The 17,769-nt window shown below is 72.3% G+C and carries 13 protein-coding genes; 12 read left to right on the plus strand and 1 reads right to left on the minus strand.

Annotated features, from left to right (window positions below):
* The 12 genes from M8C17_RS21430 (at position 1) to M8C17_RS21485 (ending at position 17,056) form a co-directional block, all read left to right on the plus strand.
* The gene (locus tag M8C17_RS21430; protein WP_252418301.1) at positions 1 to 1,944 is read left to right on the plus strand and encodes an amylo-alpha-1,6-glucosidase; all 1,944 of its coding nucleotides are present in this window, start codon (positions 1 to 3) and stop codon (positions 1,942 to 1,944) included.
* A 139-nt stretch (positions 1,945 to 2,083) separates the two neighbouring features.
* The gene (locus tag M8C17_RS21435) at positions 2,084 to 3,418 is read left to right on the plus strand and encodes a glycosyltransferase family 4 protein (protein ID WP_252418302.1); all 1,335 of its coding nucleotides are present in this window, start codon (positions 2,084 to 2,086) and stop codon (positions 3,416 to 3,418) included.
* An 83-nt stretch (positions 3,419 to 3,501) separates the two neighbouring features.
* The gene (locus tag M8C17_RS21440) at positions 3,502 to 5,154 is read left to right on the plus strand and encodes a serine/threonine-protein kinase (RefSeq protein ID WP_252418303.1); all 1,653 of its coding nucleotides are present in this window, start codon (positions 3,502 to 3,504) and stop codon (positions 5,152 to 5,154) included.
* A 119-nt stretch (positions 5,155 to 5,273) separates the two neighbouring features.
* The gene (locus tag M8C17_RS21445) at positions 5,274 to 6,905 is read left to right on the plus strand and encodes a serine/threonine-protein kinase (RefSeq protein WP_252418304.1); all 1,632 of its coding nucleotides are present in this window, start codon (positions 5,274 to 5,276) and stop codon (positions 6,903 to 6,905) included.
* A gap of 102 nt (positions 6,906 to 7,007) precedes the next feature.
* Positions 7,008 to 7,817: a metal-dependent hydrolase gene (locus M8C17_RS21450; protein ID WP_252418305.1), complete on the plus strand. Its 810-nt coding sequence runs from the start codon at positions 7,008 to 7,010 to the stop codon at positions 7,815 to 7,817.
* Positions 7,814 to 8,725 carry an amidohydrolase family protein gene (locus tag M8C17_RS21455; RefSeq protein WP_252418306.1) on the plus strand — a complete coding sequence of 304 codons (912 nt, stop codon included), beginning with the start codon at positions 7,814 to 7,816 and terminating at the stop codon, positions 8,723 to 8,725. The genes M8C17_RS21450 and M8C17_RS21455 overlap by 4 nt, the downstream gene beginning before the upstream one ends.
* A 316-nt stretch (positions 8,726 to 9,041) precedes the next feature.
* Positions 9,042 to 10,091 carry a LacI family DNA-binding transcriptional regulator gene (locus M8C17_RS21460; RefSeq protein ID WP_252418340.1) on the plus strand — a complete coding sequence of 350 codons (1,050 nt, stop codon included), beginning with the start codon at positions 9,042 to 9,044 and terminating at the stop codon, positions 10,089 to 10,091.
* 85 nt (positions 10,092 to 10,176) lie between these two features.
* Positions 10,177 to 11,481 carry an ABC transporter substrate-binding protein gene (locus tag M8C17_RS21465; RefSeq protein WP_252418307.1) on the plus strand — a complete coding sequence of 435 codons (1,305 nt, stop codon included), beginning with the start codon at positions 10,177 to 10,179 and terminating at the stop codon, positions 11,479 to 11,481.
* 68 nt (positions 11,482 to 11,549) lie between these two features.
* Positions 11,550 to 12,518 (plus strand): carbohydrate ABC transporter permease, encoded by a 969-nt coding sequence (locus M8C17_RS21470; protein WP_252418308.1) that lies wholly within the window; start codon positions 11,550 to 11,552, stop codon positions 12,516 to 12,518.
* A gap of 1 nt (position 12,519) precedes the next feature.
* Entirely contained in the window at positions 12,520 to 13,413 is an 894-nt protein-coding gene (locus M8C17_RS21475) for a carbohydrate ABC transporter permease (protein ID WP_252418309.1), read from the plus strand.
* Positions 13,410 to 15,650 (plus strand): alpha-xylosidase, encoded by a 2,241-nt coding sequence (yicI, locus tag M8C17_RS21480; protein WP_252418310.1) that lies wholly within the window; start codon positions 13,410 to 13,412, stop codon positions 15,648 to 15,650. Before M8C17_RS21475 ends, yicI begins: the two co-directional genes overlap by 4 nt.
* Positions 15,647 to 17,056 carry a GH1 family beta-glucosidase gene (locus M8C17_RS21485; protein ID WP_252418311.1) on the plus strand — a complete coding sequence of 470 codons (1,410 nt, stop codon included), beginning with the start codon at positions 15,647 to 15,649 and terminating at the stop codon, positions 17,054 to 17,056. The genes yicI and M8C17_RS21485 overlap by 4 nt, the downstream gene beginning before the upstream one ends.
* A 77-nt stretch (positions 17,057 to 17,133) precedes the next feature.
* Here M8C17_RS21485 and M8C17_RS21490 read toward each other — a convergent pair whose 3' ends face one another.
* The gene (locus tag M8C17_RS21490; protein WP_252418312.1) at positions 17,134 to 17,727 is read right to left on the minus strand and encodes an NTP transferase domain-containing protein; all 594 of its coding nucleotides are present in this window, start codon (positions 17,725 to 17,727) and stop codon (positions 17,134 to 17,136) included.
* Between the last annotated feature and the right edge of the window lie 42 nt (positions 17,728 to 17,769).

Consider the following 17,769-nt stretch of genomic DNA (forward strand, 5'->3'; position numbering starts at 1 on the left):
TTGATCGACATTCACTTCGGCCCGCAGGTCTGTGGCGACCTGACCAGCGCGGCGAGCCGGGAGTGGCTGGTGCCCGACGGGCTCGGCGGGTACGCGATGGGCACGGTCGGCGGGTTGCGGACCCGCCGCTACCACGGTCTGCTGGTGGTGCCGGGTGAGACCCCGGCGTCCCGCCGGGTGGGACTGGTCAGCCTGGACCCGGCGGTCACCCTGCCGTCCGGCGCACGGGTCCGGCTCGGCGCGCACGAGTGGTCCTCCGGCGACGTCGACCCGCGCGGCTTCGAGCTGCTGGAACGCTTCGACCTGGTCGACGGGCTGCCCCGGTGGCGGTGGCGGATCGGCGCGGTGGTGATCGAGCGGGAGCTGGCCATGCTGCCCGGCCGCTCCTGCGTGGCGGTGGTGCACCGGCTGGTCGCCGGCGGGCCGGTCCGCCTGGAACTCTCCGCCGCCTGCACGTGGCGTGACGCGCACGGCGAGCGGCGCGCCGACGGCCCGACGCCGCAGGTCGAGCCGGTCACCGACGGCGCGGTGGTCGAGGGGGCGTACCGGCTCGCCGGCCCCGGGTGGGAGCCCGAGGGGCAGTGGTGGCTGGGCGTGCACCACCGCGAGGAGGCCAGCCGCGGCCTGCACCCGGAAGAGGATCTCTGGTACGCGGGACGCTTCGCCGGCGAGCTGGAGCGCCCCGGCGACACGGTGTCGGTGCGGGCCTGGGCCGGTCGACTCGACGAGGAGCCGCCGCCGGCCGCGGAGATCGTGGCGACGGCCCGACGGCGCAACCGGCAGGTGGTGGCGGCGGCGAAGCCGGCCGACCCGGTGGAGGCGACGCTCGCGTTGGCCGCGGACGCGTTCGTGGTGCGGACGGGCGGCACGGCGGTCGACGTGGTGGCCGGCTACCCGTGGTTCGGCGCCTGGTCGCGGGACACGATGATCTCGTACGAGGGGCTGTTCCTCTGCACCGGCCGTGCCGAGGAGGGTCGGGAGCTGCTGCGGGCGTACGCGGCGACGTTGTCCGAGGGGATGCTCGCCAACACGGCCGACACCGGGCGGGTGGAGTACAACACCGTCGACGGGACCCTGTGGTTCCTGCACGCGGTGAGTCGCCACGTCACGGTCACCGGCGACACCGACCTCGGCGACGAGCTGCTGCCCGCGCTGCGCACGGTCGTCGAGGCCCACGTGGTGGGCACCCGCTACGGCATCGGGGTCGACCCGGCCGACGGGCTGCTCGCCCAGGGCGCCCCGGGCACCGCGCTGACCTGGATGGACGCCCGCGTGTACGGGGTGCCGGTCACCCCGCGTACCGGCAAGCCCGTCGAGGTCAACGCGTTGTGGATCAACGGGCTGGCCGGGCTCGCCGAGCTGTCCGAGCTGGCCGGGCAGGACGCGGACGAGCTGTGGCGACGGCATGCGCAGGCGACCGCCTCGTTCCGGGACCGTTACCCCGCCCCGACGGGCTGGCTGCACGACGTGCTGGACGCGCCCGCGCCGGCGTACCCGCTGGGCGGGGCGGCCCTGCACGATGACGACGCGCTGCGCCCCAACCAGTTGCTGGCCTGGTCGCTGCCGTTCGCGCCGCTGGAGCCGGACGAGCCGACGCTGCGGCGGGTCGCGACCGGGCTGTTGACGCCCCTCGGGCCGCGCAGCCTCGCGCCGGATTCGCCGGAGTTCGTGGGCCGGCACCGGGGTGGCCCGGCCGAGCGGGACGGCGGCTACCACCAGGGCACGGTGTGGCCGTGGCTGATCGGCCCGTACGTGGACGCGTGCCGTCGGGGCAAGATGTCGGTCGATGACGCATTCATCGGTATTGAGGCCCATCTGACCGAATATGGGTTAGGCTCGGTGAGCGAGACGGCCGACGGCCTCGCGCCGCACGCCGCGACCGGCTGCCCGTTCCAGGCATGGTCGGTGGCCGAGCTGCTGCGGGTGCGCCGAAAGGGCCAGTAGCGCTTTACACGACCGCAACGGCGGTGTCTCCGCTGGTTATCTCGACCCCGGCAGGATGGTCGGAGATCCAGACGCGACGGTAGGCACCGGCTCCGGTGCCGGTCGGCGCGCGCCCGGGGACAACTCAAAGGGGGCTGCAATGTCACCCGACGCCCACGTGATCGACATCCACCCCGCCCGGCACCTGCGGGTGCTGATGCTCTCCTGGGAGTACCCGCCGGTGCTCGTCGGCGGCCTCGGCCGACACGTCCACGCCCTCTCCGTCGCCCTCGCCGCCGCCGGCCACGACGTCACCGTCATCACCCGCCACGCCGACGGCGCACCCCTGGAGGAGTACGCCGACGGCGTCCGCATCCTCCGCGCCCCCGAAGACCCCGTCACCTTCCCCCTCGCCACCGGATCCCTCCTGGCCTGGACCATGGCCTTCAACCACACCCTCACCCGCACCGCGCTGCGCGCCACCGAAGCCGGCACCTACGACGTCATCCACGCCCACGACTGGCTCGTCGCCCACACCGCCATCACCCTCGCCGAGCACCTGGACCTGCCCCTGGTCACCACCATCCACGCCACCGAGGCGGGACGGCACCAGGGCTGGCTGCCCGAGGAGATGAACCGCACCATCCACGGCGTCGAGCACTGGCTCAGCGGCTCCTCCACCCGCGTCATCACCTGTTCGGGGTACATGCGCGAGCAGGTCACCGCGCTGTTCGACCTGCCGACCGCGCAGGTCGACGTCGTGCCCAACGGGGTCGACGACCGGGCCTGGCGGGCCCGGCCACGCGCGGTCGCCTCGGCCCGGGCCCGCTTCGCCGGAAAGGGGCCGCTGGTCGGGTACGCCGGACGGCTGGTCTACGAGAAGGGCGTGCAGCACCTGGTGCACGCCGTACCCCGGCTGCGCGAGCAGCACCCCGGACTGCGCGTGGTGATCGCCGGCGACGGCCCGTACCGCGCCGAACTGGAGGAGGAGGCCCGCCGCCTCGCGCTCTGCTCGACGGTCCGCTTCACCGGCTTCCTCGACGCCACCCACCTGCCCGCGGTGCTCGGTGCCACCGACGCGACCGTGGTGCCCAGCCTCTACGAGCCCTTCGGCATGGTGGCGCTGGAGGCGGCCGCCGCCGGGGCGCCGCTGGCGGTGGCCCGGACCGGTGGCCTCGCCGAGATCGTCGAACCCGGCGTGACCGGCGTGACGTTCCCGCACAGCGATCCGGACGCGCTGGCCGGCGCCGTCGGTCAACTGCTCGGCGACGAGGTCTTCGCCCGGCGGGTGGCCCGACGCGCCCGCACGATGGTCGGCGAGCGGTACGGCTGGGCCACCATCGCGGCCCGCACCGCCGCCAGCTACACCACCGCCCGGCGGGAACACGGCCCGCTCCAGGCCCGACGGGCCGCCGCCCAACTGGCGGGTGGACGTACCCGGATCGCCATCCCGGAGGGCAATCTGCTCGCCAGGGCCGGCCACGCCGCCTGCTGAGGTGGGGCGGACGACCGATAGGTGACTTCCGATCCGCTGGCTAGGGTGTAGCCCGGACAGCGGCTGAGGAGGAGCGTGCGCAGGTGCTGATCGCCGGTCGGTACCGGCTGCTCGACCTGGTGGGTCGCGGGGGCATGGGCCGGGTGTGGCGTGCCCGCGACGAGATGCTGCACCGCGAGGTCGCGGTCAAGGAGGTCGTGCCGCCGAGCTGGCTGGCCGACCACGAGCGGGCCGAGCTGCGCTCGCGCACCCTGCGGGAGGCGCGCGCGGCGGCCCGGCTCAACCACCCCGCCGTGGTCCGGCTCTACGACGTCGTCCCGGTCGAGGACAGCCCGTGGATCGTGATGGAGTACGTCCCGTCGCACACCCTCCAGGACGTGCTGGACGACGAGGGGCCACTGGATCCGGTCCGGGCGGCCCGGATCGGCCTGGCCCTGCTCGACGCGCTGCACGCCGCACACACGGCCGGGGTGCTGCACCGCGACGTGAAGCCGCAGAACGTGCTCATGGCACACGACGGGCGGGTGCTGCTCGCCGACTTCGGGCTGGCCACCTTCGACGGCGGCGACGGGGCGACGACCCGCCCCGGCATGGTGCTCGGCTCCCCGCAGTACGTCTCCCCGGAACGGGCCGCCGAGGGGGTGTCCACGGTGGCCGCCGACCTGTGGTCGCTCGGCGCCACCCTGCACGCCGCCGTGGAGGGCCGCTCCCCGTACGCCCGCAGCACCGCGATGGCGACGCTGACCGCCCTGGCAGCCGGGCCGCCGGACCCGGCCCCGCACGCCGGGCCGCTCGCGCCAGTCCTCGCCGGGCTGTTGCGCCGCGACCCGCTCCACCGCCTCGACCACGACGAGGCCCGCCGACTGCTGACCGCCGCCGCGAACGGAGTCACCGGCCCACCTCCGATGGCCGACGCGGCAGCCTCGGCAAGGGACCAGGACGACCGGCCCGGCGGGCCCACCGACGCGCCCGTCCCGGCGGTCGGCCGGTCGGTCCGGCGACGGGCGGCGTTGATCGTCACGGCGCTGCTGGTGGCGGCCGCCGCCGGAGTCGGCACCGCGCTGGCCGTCACCGGTGACGAGCCGACGGGGACCGCCGGCCGGTCGACCACCGCGCCACCGCTGGACCGCCCACGCGACGGTGGCGGCCAGGACGGACCCTTCGGTCCCGGTGGCCCCGGCCCCGGCCGACCCGGCCCACCGCCGGGCGCGCGTGTGCCACCACCACCCTTCCCGTGCGTCCGCCCCGACATCGGCGGCGCACCGGTACCGGCCGGCTCACCGGCTGCCGGCGAGAGGTTCCGCCCGCCGGCCGGTTGGGTCTGGCACGCCGACACCACCGGCTTCCGGGTCTCCGTGCCGGCGAGTTGGCGCTACTCCCGCGAGGGAGCGGTGGCGTGCTTCCAGGACCCGGCGACCGGCCGGACGTTCAGCGTCGCCGAGGGCGGCACCAACGATCCGCTGGCCCGGCTGCGCGCGGCCCGCGACGCGGCGGACGGTTACGGGGCGTTGCCCGGCTACGACGAGGTCCGACTCGCGGCGAGCGGCGGCGGCGCGGAGTGGGAGTGCCGGTGGGACGCGCCGTACGGCGCCCGGCTGCACGCCCGGCAACAGGTCCTCGGCAGGCCGGGCGGGGCCAGCCGCTGGATGCTCGGTTGGATCACCGACGACCGGGACTGGGCGGCCGCGCAGGCGGACTGGACGCAGGTGCGAAACAGCTTCCGATCACCCCTCTGACCTGCTCCGTCCGGTCGTGCTCCGGACCGCCGTCCGGCGTGGATCGAGGCCGCTCGACGGATGAGAAAAGCAGTTCCGGTGGCTATCGTGTAACACGGGGTCACCGAGGGGGAGCGATCGTGCGGCAGTTGCTGATCGCGGGTCGGTACCAGCTGCTCGACCTGGTCGGCACCGGCGGGATGGGCCGGGTGTGGCTGGCCCGCGACGAGATGCTGCACCGTGACGTCGCGGTGAAGGAGGTCGTGCCTCCGTCCTGGCTGGCCGAGACCGAGCGCGCCGAGCTGCGGCTGCGGACGCTGCGCGAGGCACGCACCGCCGCCCGGCTCAACCACCCCAACGTGGTCCGCATCTACGACGTCGTGCACGACAGGGACAGCCCCTGGATCGTGATGGAGTACGTGCAGTCCCGCTCGGTGCAGCAGATCATCGGCGACGAGGGGCCGCTGAGCCCACAACGCACCGCCCGGATCGGCCTGGCCGTGCTTGCCGCGTTGCGGGCGGCGCACAGCGCCGGCGTGCTGCACCGCGACGTGAAGCCGCACAACGTGCTGGTCGCCGACGACGGGCGGGTGGTGCTCACCGACTTCGGGCTGGCCACCTTCGACGGCGGCGACGGGGCGATGACCGGGCCGGGCACGGTCCTCGGTTCGCCGCAGTTCGTCGCCCCGGAACGGGCGCGTGAAGGGGTGTCGAACCCGCGGACCGACCTGTGGTCGCTGGGGGCGACGCTCTACGCGATGGTCGAGGGCCGCTCACCGTACGCCCGGTCGAGCGCGATGGCGACGCTCAGCGCGTTGGCCACCGAGCCTCCCGACCCGATGCGCCGTGCCGGGCCGTTGCGTCCCGCGCTCACCGGGCTGCTGCAACGCGACCCCTGGCGGCGGTTGACCGCCGGCGAGGCGGAGCCGCTGCTGCGCAGCGCGGCGGCGGGGCACGACGGGCCGGTCGAGCCGGCCCGGTCGTCGGCGGTGGCGGCGGTACGCAGCGCGGGCCGCGCCGCCGCGCCCGACCCGATCGACCCGCTGTCCCCGCCCGACGACCCGGCGACGGGCGGGCCGGCCACCCTCCCCCGCAGCCGCCGGCGTCGGCGGCTGCTCGCCCTGGGCGGCACGGCCACCGTCACGACGCTGCTCGCCGCCGTGGGCGTCACGCTGGCGCTGGTGAACCGCGGTGACGATCGGCCGCCGCCCTCCGGCACCGGGGGCGGCTCGACCACGGCCCGGCCGGCCGCGTTCGCCTGTGCGACGCCCCCGCCGCCGGCGGCCACCCCGGTGCCGTCGGTGCCGCCACCGGCCGGCGCCCGGTACCGGCTGGTGGCGGGCTGGACCTGGCACGATGACCCGGCGGGCTTCCGGATCGCCGTGCCGGTGGCCTGGCTGCGCTGGACCGAGGGGGCGGTGACCTGCTTCCGGGAGGCCGACGGCCCTCGGGTGCTCAGCGTCGAGGCGGGGCCGGCCCGACCCGACCCGGTGGCGTACTGGCGGGCCGAGGAGGCCCGGCTCACCGGCGGCGAGGCGCTGCCGGGCTACCGCAGGGTGGACATCTCCGCGCTGGACATCTTCGAGGGCGGCGCGATCTGGGAGTGCGGCTGGGAGAACGCCGCCGGCGAGCGGGTGCACAGCTTCCGCCTGCTGGCCAACACCTCGCCCGGGCGCGCCTACACCGTCTCGTGGTTGACAAAAGAGTTCGACTGGCAGGTCAACGCGACATACTTGCCGATGATCCGGCAGAGCTTCACCCCCGCACTCTGAGACTGTCTGTTGTGGACCGTCTGGGTGATGCCCCTGCGACGCGGGTGCTGACTACAGTGGCGTAGTTTTGGCGCTCAAGATCCCTGGGGAGGGTGAGCCGAGATGATGGGACCGTCGCACGCGCTGTCCGGCGCGGCGGTATGGCTGGCCGGGTCCTGGGCGCTGGACCAGTTCGCCGACTACCAGCAGTCGCCACTCGCGTTGGCGGTGGGCACCGCGGTGTGCGCCGGTGGCGCGCTCTTTCCCGACCTCGACCTGTCGGGCAAGGTGACCCGCAACCAGGGCGGCGCCACCGTCGCGCGCACCTTCGGGGTCTTCTCGCTCTTCGTCGCCGAGGTGATGGAGAAGATCTCCCTCGGGGTCTACTACGCGACGAAGCTCAGCAAGGATCCCCGGCGCAACAACGGGCACCGCACGCTGACGCACACCATCCCGTTCACTCTGCTGGTCGGCTGGGGCACCACCGCGCTCTGCGCCGCGTACGGCAAGTGGGCGGTGATCACGATCCTGTTCTTCATGTTCGGCCTGGCCCTGCGAGGGCTGTTCGACGGTTGGGCAGAGCGGGCCGGCTGGGTGATCGTGACCCTCGCCTCGGCCGGTGCGGCCTGGTTCACCTTCGTCAACCTCCCGGGTGGGCGCGGCTATCCGCTGATCGGCACGGCTGTGGGGGTGGGCTGCTTCGTGCACATCCTCGGTGACATGATCACCCGGGCCGGGGTGCCGATCCTCTGGCCGATCCCGATCAAACGGCGGATGTGGACGATGGTCGGCCTGCCGAACAGCATCGCGCTGCGCACCGGCAGCAAGACCGAGGTGGTCGTGCTGCGCGCCGTCCTGACCGTGATCGCGGTGCTCTCCACCGCCGGCCTCATCGCCCCGTCGGTGCTGCAACGGTTCAACATCGACATATGACCGACCCGGTGCCGCCGCAGTCCCCACCGGCCGCGGATGAGCAGGTGCCGCGGTTCTGGCGTGCGCTCGGTCTGCCCGGGCTGGCGGACGTGCACGTGCACTTCCTGCCGCCGAGGCTGCTGCGCCGCGTGTGGGCGTACTTCGACGCGGCGGGGCCGCTGGTCGGCACCGAGTGGCCGATCCGCTACCGCTGGAGCGACGCCGACCGGGTCGCGCACCTGCGGAGACTCGGGGTGCGGGCGTTCAGCGCGCTGGCGTACCCGCACCGACCGGGCATGGCGGCGGAGCTGAACCGCTGGACGCTGGAGTTCGCCCGCGCCACTCCCGGTTGCCTGCCCTCGGCCACGTTCTTTCCGGAGCCGGAGGCCCCCGGGTACGTCGAGGCGGCGCTGACCGGCGGGGCCCGGCTGTTCAAGGTGCACGTGCAGGTCGGCGGCTTCCCGCCCACCGACCCCGCGTTGGACCGGGTGTGGGGGATGCTCGCCGACGCGGGTGTGCCGGTGGTCGTGCACGCCGGGCACGCCCCGGTGGGCACCACGCACACCGGGCCGGAGCCGTTCGCCGCCCTGCTCGCCCGCCACCCCGGGTTGACCGCCGTGGTGGCGCACCTCGGCGCCCCGGACTATCGGGCCTTCCTGGACCTCGCCGAGACGTACGAGCGCGTCCGGCTGGACACCACGATGGCGTTCACCCCGTTCTTCGACCGCTTCGTGCCCTTTCCCGCCGACGAACTGCCCCGGCTGCGCGAGTTGGGGTTGGCCGGCAAGGTGCTGCTGGGCAGCGACTTCCCGAACATCCCCTACCCGTACGCCGACCAGTTGACCGGGCTGGCCCGGCTGGACCTGGGCGACGACTGGCTACGCGCGGTCTGCTGGGACAGCGCCGCCGCTCTGTTCGACCTCTCCTGATCCACGGCCCCCCACCCCGCGCCCGCCGGCCTCATGATCACGCTCGATCCTTGATGTAGTGGCCTCCGCTGCGGCACGAGGGGACTACTTCCTGGATCGAGCACGATCATGGCGTTTCACCCGCCGGGTGCGGGCAGGGCGCCAGGCGCGGGAAGCGGCGGTGGGGCCGCAGAGCAGCCCGACTTCTTTTCGACATCGGCTATTGACGTCGTCGTAACAGGTGCCCTAGCGTCTGTCGAAACGCTTCGTCGAAACGCTTCGACGATCACTCGGGAGCGATCCCACGCCCGGCCGGAGGAGGCGCGCGGTGGCCACCATGCACGACGTCGCCCGCCTCGCCCGGGTCTCGGTCAGCACCGTCTCGTACGTGCTCACCGGCACCCGGCCGATCTCCCAGGCCACCCGCGACAAGGTGCTCGCCGCGATGGCCGAGCTGGACTACCAGCCCAACGCGATGGCCCGTGGCCTGGCCAGCCGGCGCAGCCGGATCCTCGGCCTGCTGATGCCGATGGACGAGCGCGGCCTCGGCGCGACCGAGACCGCCTTCGTCACCGGCGCCGCCGCCGCTGCCAGCGCCGCCGGCTACCACCTCGTGCTTTCCCCCGTCGGCGGCGGCGACCTCGACGACCTGCGGCGGCTGGCCAGCCAGCGGATGCTCGACGGTGTCGTGCTCATGGAGGTGCAGCTCGCCGACGAGCGGGTCACCGTGCTCCAGGAGGCCGGCGTACCGCTGGTGCTGATCGGCCGCACCGGCGACACCACCGCGCTCTCCTACGTCGACATCGACTTCGAGCAGACCGTGCGGGAGGCCGTCGCCCACCTGGTCGGGCTCGGCCACCGGAGCATCGTCTACGTCAACCACTCGGCCGCCACCCTGGCCAGCGGCTACGGCCCGGCACTACGTACCCGGGACGCGTTCGTCTCGGCGATGGCCGGGCACGGCCTGGAGCCCTTGATGATCCCCGCGGAGGACAGCGCCGCGGGCGGGCGGGCCGCCCTGGCCGCCGCGTTCGCGCGGGCCCCCGAGCTGACCGCCGTGCTGGCGATGAACGAGACCGCGATCTTCGGCATCCTCGGTGAGCTGACCGGCCGAGGGCTCTCGGTGCCCGACGACGTCTCGGTCGTCTCGATGGTCACCTCACCGCAGGTCGCCGAGCTGGCCACCCCGGCGCTCACCGCGATGACGTCACCCGGGTCGGCAATGGGCCGGATCGCGATCGAGGCGCTGCTGCGCCACCTGGACGGGACCGGCGACGAGCGTCACCAGCAACTGCTGCCGTGCGCGCTGGAGATCCGGGGATCGACCGCCGTGCCACGACGGCCGACGACGGACGCACCCGGGCGGCCACCGGACGACGGGGGCTGACCAGCTGAAACGGCCCGCCGCCGCGCTGCAACGCGACGACGGGCCCAGTGAAGTACCGGCTAGATACTCAACGAGGAGGATAGCAATGCAGCGATTCCGCCGGATCGTCGCCGCGATCGCCCTGGCGGCGACCGCGACGACCACCGTGGCCGCGTGCGGCGGTGGGGACAGCGGGGGCGACAGCGGGGCCAAGACCCTCAAGCTGTGGCACTACGAGAGCGCCAACAGTGCCATGGGGGTCGCCTGGGACCGGGCGATCGAGATCTTCAAGGCCGAGCACCCGGGCGTCGAGGTGCGCTTCGAGCGCAAGGCGTTCGAGCAGATCCAGCAGAACGCCGGCATGATCATCAACTCGTCCGAGGGCCCGGACATCATGGAGTACAACAAGGGCAACGCGACGGCCGGCCTGCTCTCCTCCCAGGGCCTGCTCACCGACCTGAGCGCCGAGGCCGACAAGCGTGGCTGGGCCGGCAAGCTCAGCCCCAGCCTGCAGACCACCGCCCGCTACAGCGACAAGGGCGTGATGGGCTCGGGCAACTGCTTCGGCGTGCCGAACTACGGCGAGTACGTGACGGTCTACTACAACAAGGACCTCTTCCAGCAGCACGGCGTCCCGGTGCCGACCACCATGGCCGAGATGACCGCCGCGATGGACACCTTCGTCGGCAAGGGCGTCACCCCGCTGGGCATGGCCGGCGCCGAGTACCCCGCCGGTCAGCTCTTCTACCAGCTGGCGCTGGCCAAGGCGGACCGGCAGTTCGTCGACAACTACCAGCTCTACAAGAACCCGGTGGACTTCACGGCCGACCCGCTGAAGTCCGGCGCGGTCACCTTCGCCGACTGGGTGCGGAAGGGCTACGTCGCCAAGGACTCGGCGAGCCTCAAGGCCGAGGACATGGGCACCGCGTTCATCGGCGGAAAGACCCCGATGATCGTCTCCGGCAGTTGGTGGTACGGCCGGTTCAAGGCCGAGATGAAGGCCAACTGGGACACCTTCCTCTTCCCCGGCAACACCCTGCAGGCCGGCTCGTCGGGCAACCTCTGGGTGGTCCCGGCGACCAGCAAGGCCAAGGGCCTGGCGTACGACTTCATCGACATCACCCTGCGTCCGGAGATCCAGGACCTGATCGGCAACAACGGTGGTGTCCCGGTCGCCGGTGACCCGGCCAAGATCAGCGACCCGAAGGACCGCAAGCTGATCGAGGACTTCAACACGGTCAGCAAGCAGGACGGCCTGGCCTTCTACCCGGACTGGCCGGTCCCCGGCTACTACGACGTGCTGGTCTCCGGCTTCCAGGGCCTCATCAACGGCTCCAAGTCACCCGACCAGGTCCTCGACTCGATCGCCAAGCCGTACGCGGACGGCGTCAAGGAGATCACCGGCAAGTGACGCGGCGAGCGGCGGGCGCGACCGGCACGACCGGCGCGTCCGCCCGCTCCGTCCGGGAAGGAACTTCCATGGCAGTCTCCGAGACCGTCGCCGCCGCACGCCCGGCGGACACCCCGACCCAACCCCCACCCGGGAAGAAGCGTCGCGGCCGCAACGCCGCGTACTGGCTCTATCTGCTGCCCGGAGCGGTGCTCTTCGTCCTGGTCATCGGCGCACCGCTGGTCGGCACCGTCTATCTGTCGCTGACCAAATGGTCCGGGATCGGCGACCCCACCTGGGTCGGCCTGGACAACTACCAGCAGTTGCTGCACGACGAGGTCTTCTGGGCGTCGTTCCGGAACACCGTCGCGATGATCGTCGCGATGGTGGTGGTGCCCACCCTGCTCGGGCTGCTGCTCGCCTCGGTGCTCTTCGACATCATCGGCCGCCGGTTCCGGCCGCGCACCGCCGCCGCGCTGCGGGCCGCGTTCTACCTGCCGCAGGTGCTGCCCGTCGTGGTGGCCGGCATCGTCTGGGGCTGGATCCTGCGCCCCGACGGCGCGTTCAACAGCCTGCTCGACTCGGTCGGTCTCGGCGCGCTGCGCCACGACTGGCTCGGCGACCCGGGCACCGCGCTTCCCGCCGTGATGGCGGTGATGATCTGGGTGCAGATCGGCTACCCGGTGGTCGTCTTCATGGCGGCGTTGCAGCGGGTCGACCCGGAGTTGTACGAGGCGGCCGAGGTCGACGGCGCGAACTGGCTCCACCGGTTCCGGGCGATCACCCTTCCGCAGATCCGGCCGGAGACCTTCGTGGTGGCCCTGACCTGCACCATCGCCGCGTTGAAGGTGTTCGGGCCGATCTTCGCCCTGACCCGGGGCGGCCCGGAGAACGCCACCAACGTGCCGTCGTACTTCGCGTACTACACGTTCTTCAAGAAGCTCCAGGTCGGCTACGGCTCCGCGATCTCCACCGTGCTCACCTTGATCATCGTGGTGGTGGCCGTGCTGTTCATCGGGATGCAGTACCGCAGCGAGCGCCGGGACCGGGGGATCTGACATGGCCGTGACGCTCACTCCCGTCGACCGCGCCCCCGCCACGAGCCGCGCCACACCGGTCCGCGACCGGCACCACCGCGGTGCCGGCCGCTGGCTGGTGCTCGCCCTGGTCACACTGGGCGCCCTGGTGATGCTGGTGCCGTTCGCGTTCATGCTGCTCAACGCGTTCAAGTCGCCCAGCGACTACTCCAACGGCGGCCCGCTGAGCTGGCCGACGGAGTTCTACACCACGGGCCTGCGGACGTACTGGACCACGGTCAACTTCCCGCTGAAGCTCTGGAACTCGACCCTCATCGCCGGTTCCGTGGCGGTGCTCGGCGTCGCCGTCTCACTGCTCAACGCGTACGCCCTGGGCATCGGCCGGGTGCGCGGGCGCCTCTGGATCGTCGGGCTCTTCCTGCTGGCCAACATGCTGCCGCAGGAGGCGCTGATCTACCCGCTCTACTACGTCGCCAAGCAGGTCGGTCTCTACAACACCCAACTGTCGGTGATCATCATCTTCACCGTCATCCAGAGCGCGTTCGGCACCTACCTGCTCGCCTCGGTCATGGGCACGTTCCCGCGCTCGCTGCTGGAGGCGGCCGCGCTGGACGGCGCCGGCAAGTGGACCATCCTGTGGCGGGTGGTCTTTCCCAACCTGCGGCCCACCCTCGCGGTGCTGCTCATCTTCTTCTTCATCTGGACCTGGAACGAGTTCCTGATCCCGCTGGTCATGCTGATCGACAACCAGACGCAGACCATTCCGGTCGCGCTGGCGTCGTTGCAGGGCGACCGCCTGATGGACGCCCCGACCACCAACGCCGGCGCGCTGATCAGCCTCGTGCCGGCCATCCTCTTCTTCCTCATCTTCCAGCGCACTCTGGCGCGCGGCATCACGGCAGGAGCCGAGAAGTGAAGTTCACCGACGGGTACTGGCAACTGCGCCCGGGGGTCAGCGTGCTGCGCCCCGGCACCGTCGAATCGGTCGAGCCGGACGAGCGCGGCTTCACCGTCTTCGCGCCGGCCGGTCAGATCACCGGGCGCGGCGACACCCTCAACCGGCCGGTGGTCACCGTCCGATTCTTCTCCCCCGCCCCCGGCGTCGTCGGGGTGACCATCGGCCACCACAGCGGCGGGCTGCCCCAGGAGCCCCGCTTCGGGCTGACCACCGACGACGAGCACCCGGTCACCATCGACGTCACCGGCATCACCGCCTCGCTGACCACCGGCGAGCTGACCGCCCGGGTCGCGCTCATCGACGGGTGGCGGGTCGACTTCCTGCACGGCGACCGGCTGGTCACCGCCTCCACCGAACGCAGCGTCGGCATCGTCACCGACGGCGAGGGCCGCCGGCACGTGCACGAGCGGCTCGCCCTCGGTGTCGGCGAGACGGTGTACGGGCTGGGCGAACGGTTCGGCCCGTTCGTGAAGAACGGCCAGACCGTCGACATCTGGAACGCCGACGGCGGCACCGCCAGCGAGCAGGCGTACAAGAACGTGCCGTTCTACCTCAGCAGTGCCGGCTACGGGGTGTTCGTGGACCACCCGGAGCACGTCTCCTTCGAGGTCGGCTCCGAGGTGGTCACGCAGACCCAGTTCAGCGTCGAAGGCCAGTCGCTCACCTACTACGTCATCGACGGTCCCACCCCGAAGGACGTACTGCGCCACTACACCGCTCTCACCGGCCGGCCCGCGCGGGTCCCCGCCTGGTCGTACGGCCTGTGGCTGTCCACGTCGTTCACCACCTCGTACGACGAGAAGACGGTGACCGAGTTCGTCGACGGGATGGCCGAGCGGGACCTGCCGCTGTCGGTGTTCCACTTCGACTGCTTCTGGATGCGCCAGTTCCACTGGGTCGACTTCGTCTGGGACCCGGCGACCTTCCCCGACCCGGAGGGGATGCTGCGCCGGCTGCACGAGCGCGACCTGAAGGTGTGCGTCTGGATCAACCCGTACATCGCGCAGCGCTCGTACCTGTTCGAGGAGGGACGCGAGGCCGGCTACCTGGTCCGCAACCCCGACGGGTCGGTCTGGCAGTGGGACAAGTGGCAGGCCGGCATGGCGCTCGTCGACTTCACCAACCCGGACGCGGTCCGCTGGTTCACCGGGAAGCTCAAGGCCCTGCTGGACATGGGCGTCGACTGCTTCAAGACCGACTTCGGTGAGCGCATCCCGACCGACGTGGTGTGGCACGACGGCTCGGACCCGCAGCGGATGCACAACTACTACTCCTACCTCTACAACAAGGCGGTCTTCGAGCTGCTGGAGGCCGAGCGTGGGGAGGGTGAGGCGGTGCTGTTCGCCCGCTCGGCCACCGCCGGCGGCCAGCAGTTCCCGGTGCACTGGGGCGGCGACTGCGAGTCGACGTTCGTCGCGATGGCCGAGTCGCTGCGCGGCGGGCTGTCCCTGGCCGCGTCCGGTTTCGGCTACTGGAGCCACGACATCGGCGGCTTCGAGGGCACCCCCGACGCGGCCGTGTTCAAGCGGTGGATCGCCTTCGGCCTGCTCTCCTCGCACTCCCGACTGCACGGCTCCGGCTCGTACCGGGTCCCGTGGGCGTACGACGAGGAGGCCGTGGACGTGCTGCGGCACTTCACCCGGCTCAAGCTCAGCCTGATGCCGTACCTGGCGGGCGCGGCGCAGGAGGCGCACCGCGACGGGGTGCCGATGATGCGGCCGATGATCCTGGAGTTCCCGGACGACCCGGCCGCGGCGCACCTGGACCGGCAGTACATGCTCGGCTCCGACGTGCTGGTCGCGCCGGTGCTCAGCGCCGACGGGGAGGTCACCTTCTACGTCCCCGCCGGCACGTGGACCCACCTGGTCACCGGCGCGCAGCTCACCGGCCCGGCCTGGGTCACCGAGAAACACGAGTTCGACAGCCTGCCGGTGCTCGCCCGGCCGGGCGCGATCATCCCGTTCGGAGCACGCTCCGACCGGCCGGACTACGAATGGGCGGACGACGTGCACCTGCGGCTCTACACACCGGCGGAGGGGCAACGCCGACGGGTACGGATCCCGTCGCCCGGGAACGGGCCGGGCGCGGAGTTCGAGGTCAGCTTCCGCGACGGCGTCGCCACCGCCGAACTGGTGGCGGGTGCCTCGTCGGCGTACCACTGCGTGGTGTCCGGGTCGGAGGTGGCGGCGCGATGACGTCCCGAACCTTCCCGGAGAGCTTCGTCTGGGGCTCGGCCACGGCGGCGTACCAGATCGAGGGCGCCGCCACCGAGGACGGCCGCGGCCCGTCCATCTGGGACACCTACAGCCACACCCCCGGTCGGACGTACAACGGCGACACCGGTGACGTGGCCGCCGACCACTACCACCGCTGGCCGCAGGACCTGGACCACATCGCCCGGCTGGGCCTGGGCGCGTACCGGTTCTCCATCTCCTGGCCCCGCGTGCAGCCGGGTGGCGCCGGCCGTTTCAACCAGGCCGGCCTGGACTTCTACTCCCGTTTGGTCGACGGCCTGCTGGAGCGCGGGGTACGCCCGGTGGCCACGATGTACCACTGGGACCTGCCGCAGGAGCTGGAGGACGCGGGCGGGTGGCCGGCGCGGGAGACCGCACTGCGCTTCGAGGAGTACGCGGCCGGGATCGTCGCCGCGCTCGGCGACCGGGTGCACACCTGGACCACGCTGAACGAGCCGTGGTGCTCGGCGTACCTGGGGTACGCCTCCGGGGTGCACGCGCCGGGGCGTACCGAACCGGCCGCCGCACTGGCGGCGGTGCACCACCTCAACCTGGCGCACGGCCTGGCCGGACGGGTGGTGCGGGAGTTGGCACCGACGGCCGAGCTGTCGGTGACGCTCAACCTGCACGTGATCCGCCCGGCGTCGGACTCGACGGCGGACGCGGACGCGGTACGGCGCATCGACGCGCTGGCCAACCGGTCGTTCCTCGGGCCGATGCTGAGCGGGGCGTACCCGGCCGACCTGCTGGCCGACACGGCGAGCGTCACCGACTGGTCGTTCGTCCGCGACGGCGACGAGAAGGTGGCCGCCGTGCCGCTGGACGTGCTCGGCGTCAACTACTACTCGAGCACCCTGGTCCGCGCCTGGGACGGGCACTCGGCCCGCTCGGACGCCGACGGTCACGGCGCTTCGGCGCACTCACCGTGGGTCGGTGCCGACGACGTCGACTTCCTGCCCCAGCCCGGCCCGCACACGGCGATGGGCTGGAACATCGACCCGGCCGCGCTGACCGAGCTGCTGCTGCGATTGCGACGGGAGTACCCGGGCCAGCCCTTGATGATCACCGAGAACGGCGCGGCGTTCGACGACGTGGTGTCGGGCGACGGCACGGTGCACGACGAGCGGCGTGTCGACTACCTGCGCCGGCACATCGCCGCCGTCGCCGACGCCCGCGAGCAGGGCGCGGACGTCCGCGGCTACTTCGTCTGGTCGCTGCTGGACAACTTCGAGTGGGGCTACGGCTACGACCGGCGGTTCGGCATCATCCGGGTCGACTACGACACCCAGGAGCGCACCTGGAAGGACAGCGCGCACTGGTACCGGCGCCTGGCCGAGACCGGCACGCCCGACCAGCCGACGGACTGACGGCGACCGCCGTGACGCGGCGGCCGACCCGACGGGCATCTGCCCGCCAGGTCGGCCGGCCGGGTCACGGCCGGCGCTCAGACGCCGACGCGCTGCGGCGGAACGGTCAGCCCGTAGAGCGCCATCAGTTCCGGGGTGTCGACCCGGCTGCCGTCTGCCACCGAGTCGCAGGCGATGTCGACGATCTGGTCCTTGTGGGCGAGCAGGTACGGCCGGGCGCCCACGTCGGCGCTGGCGAGGGTGGCTATCCCGGGCCAGTGCCGGCGGCCGAAGAGCATGGGGTAACCGCGCAGCCCGTCGTACGTGGCGCAGACCAGCACGTCCGGGTACGGCAGCGCGGCCACCCGCCGGACCGCGACGGCGGTCAGGCCCGGCATGTCGACCGGGACGACCACCACCGCCTCGATCCCCTCGTCGTCCATGGCGGCCAGGCCGGCCCGGATGGACGAGCCGACCCCGGTGCCCCACGCCTTGTTGATCACTACCGTGGCCCTGCCCAGGTCGGCGGTCTCCCGCACCTGGTCAGCGGCGGCACCCAGCACGACCACGATCTGCTCGCAGCCCGCCTGAGTCATCGTGTCGATCATCTGGTTGACCAGGGGCTTCTCACCCTGGTGCAGCAGCGCCTCGGGACCACCGATGCGGCGACCCCCACCCGCGGCGATGATCATTCCTGCGATCCGGTTCAGCTGCGCCCCCTCCACCGTGGAGCG

Source organism: Micromonospora sp. RHAY321, assembly GCF_023896955.1.
GTDB lineage: Bacteria > Actinomycetota > Actinomycetes > Mycobacteriales > Micromonosporaceae > Micromonospora.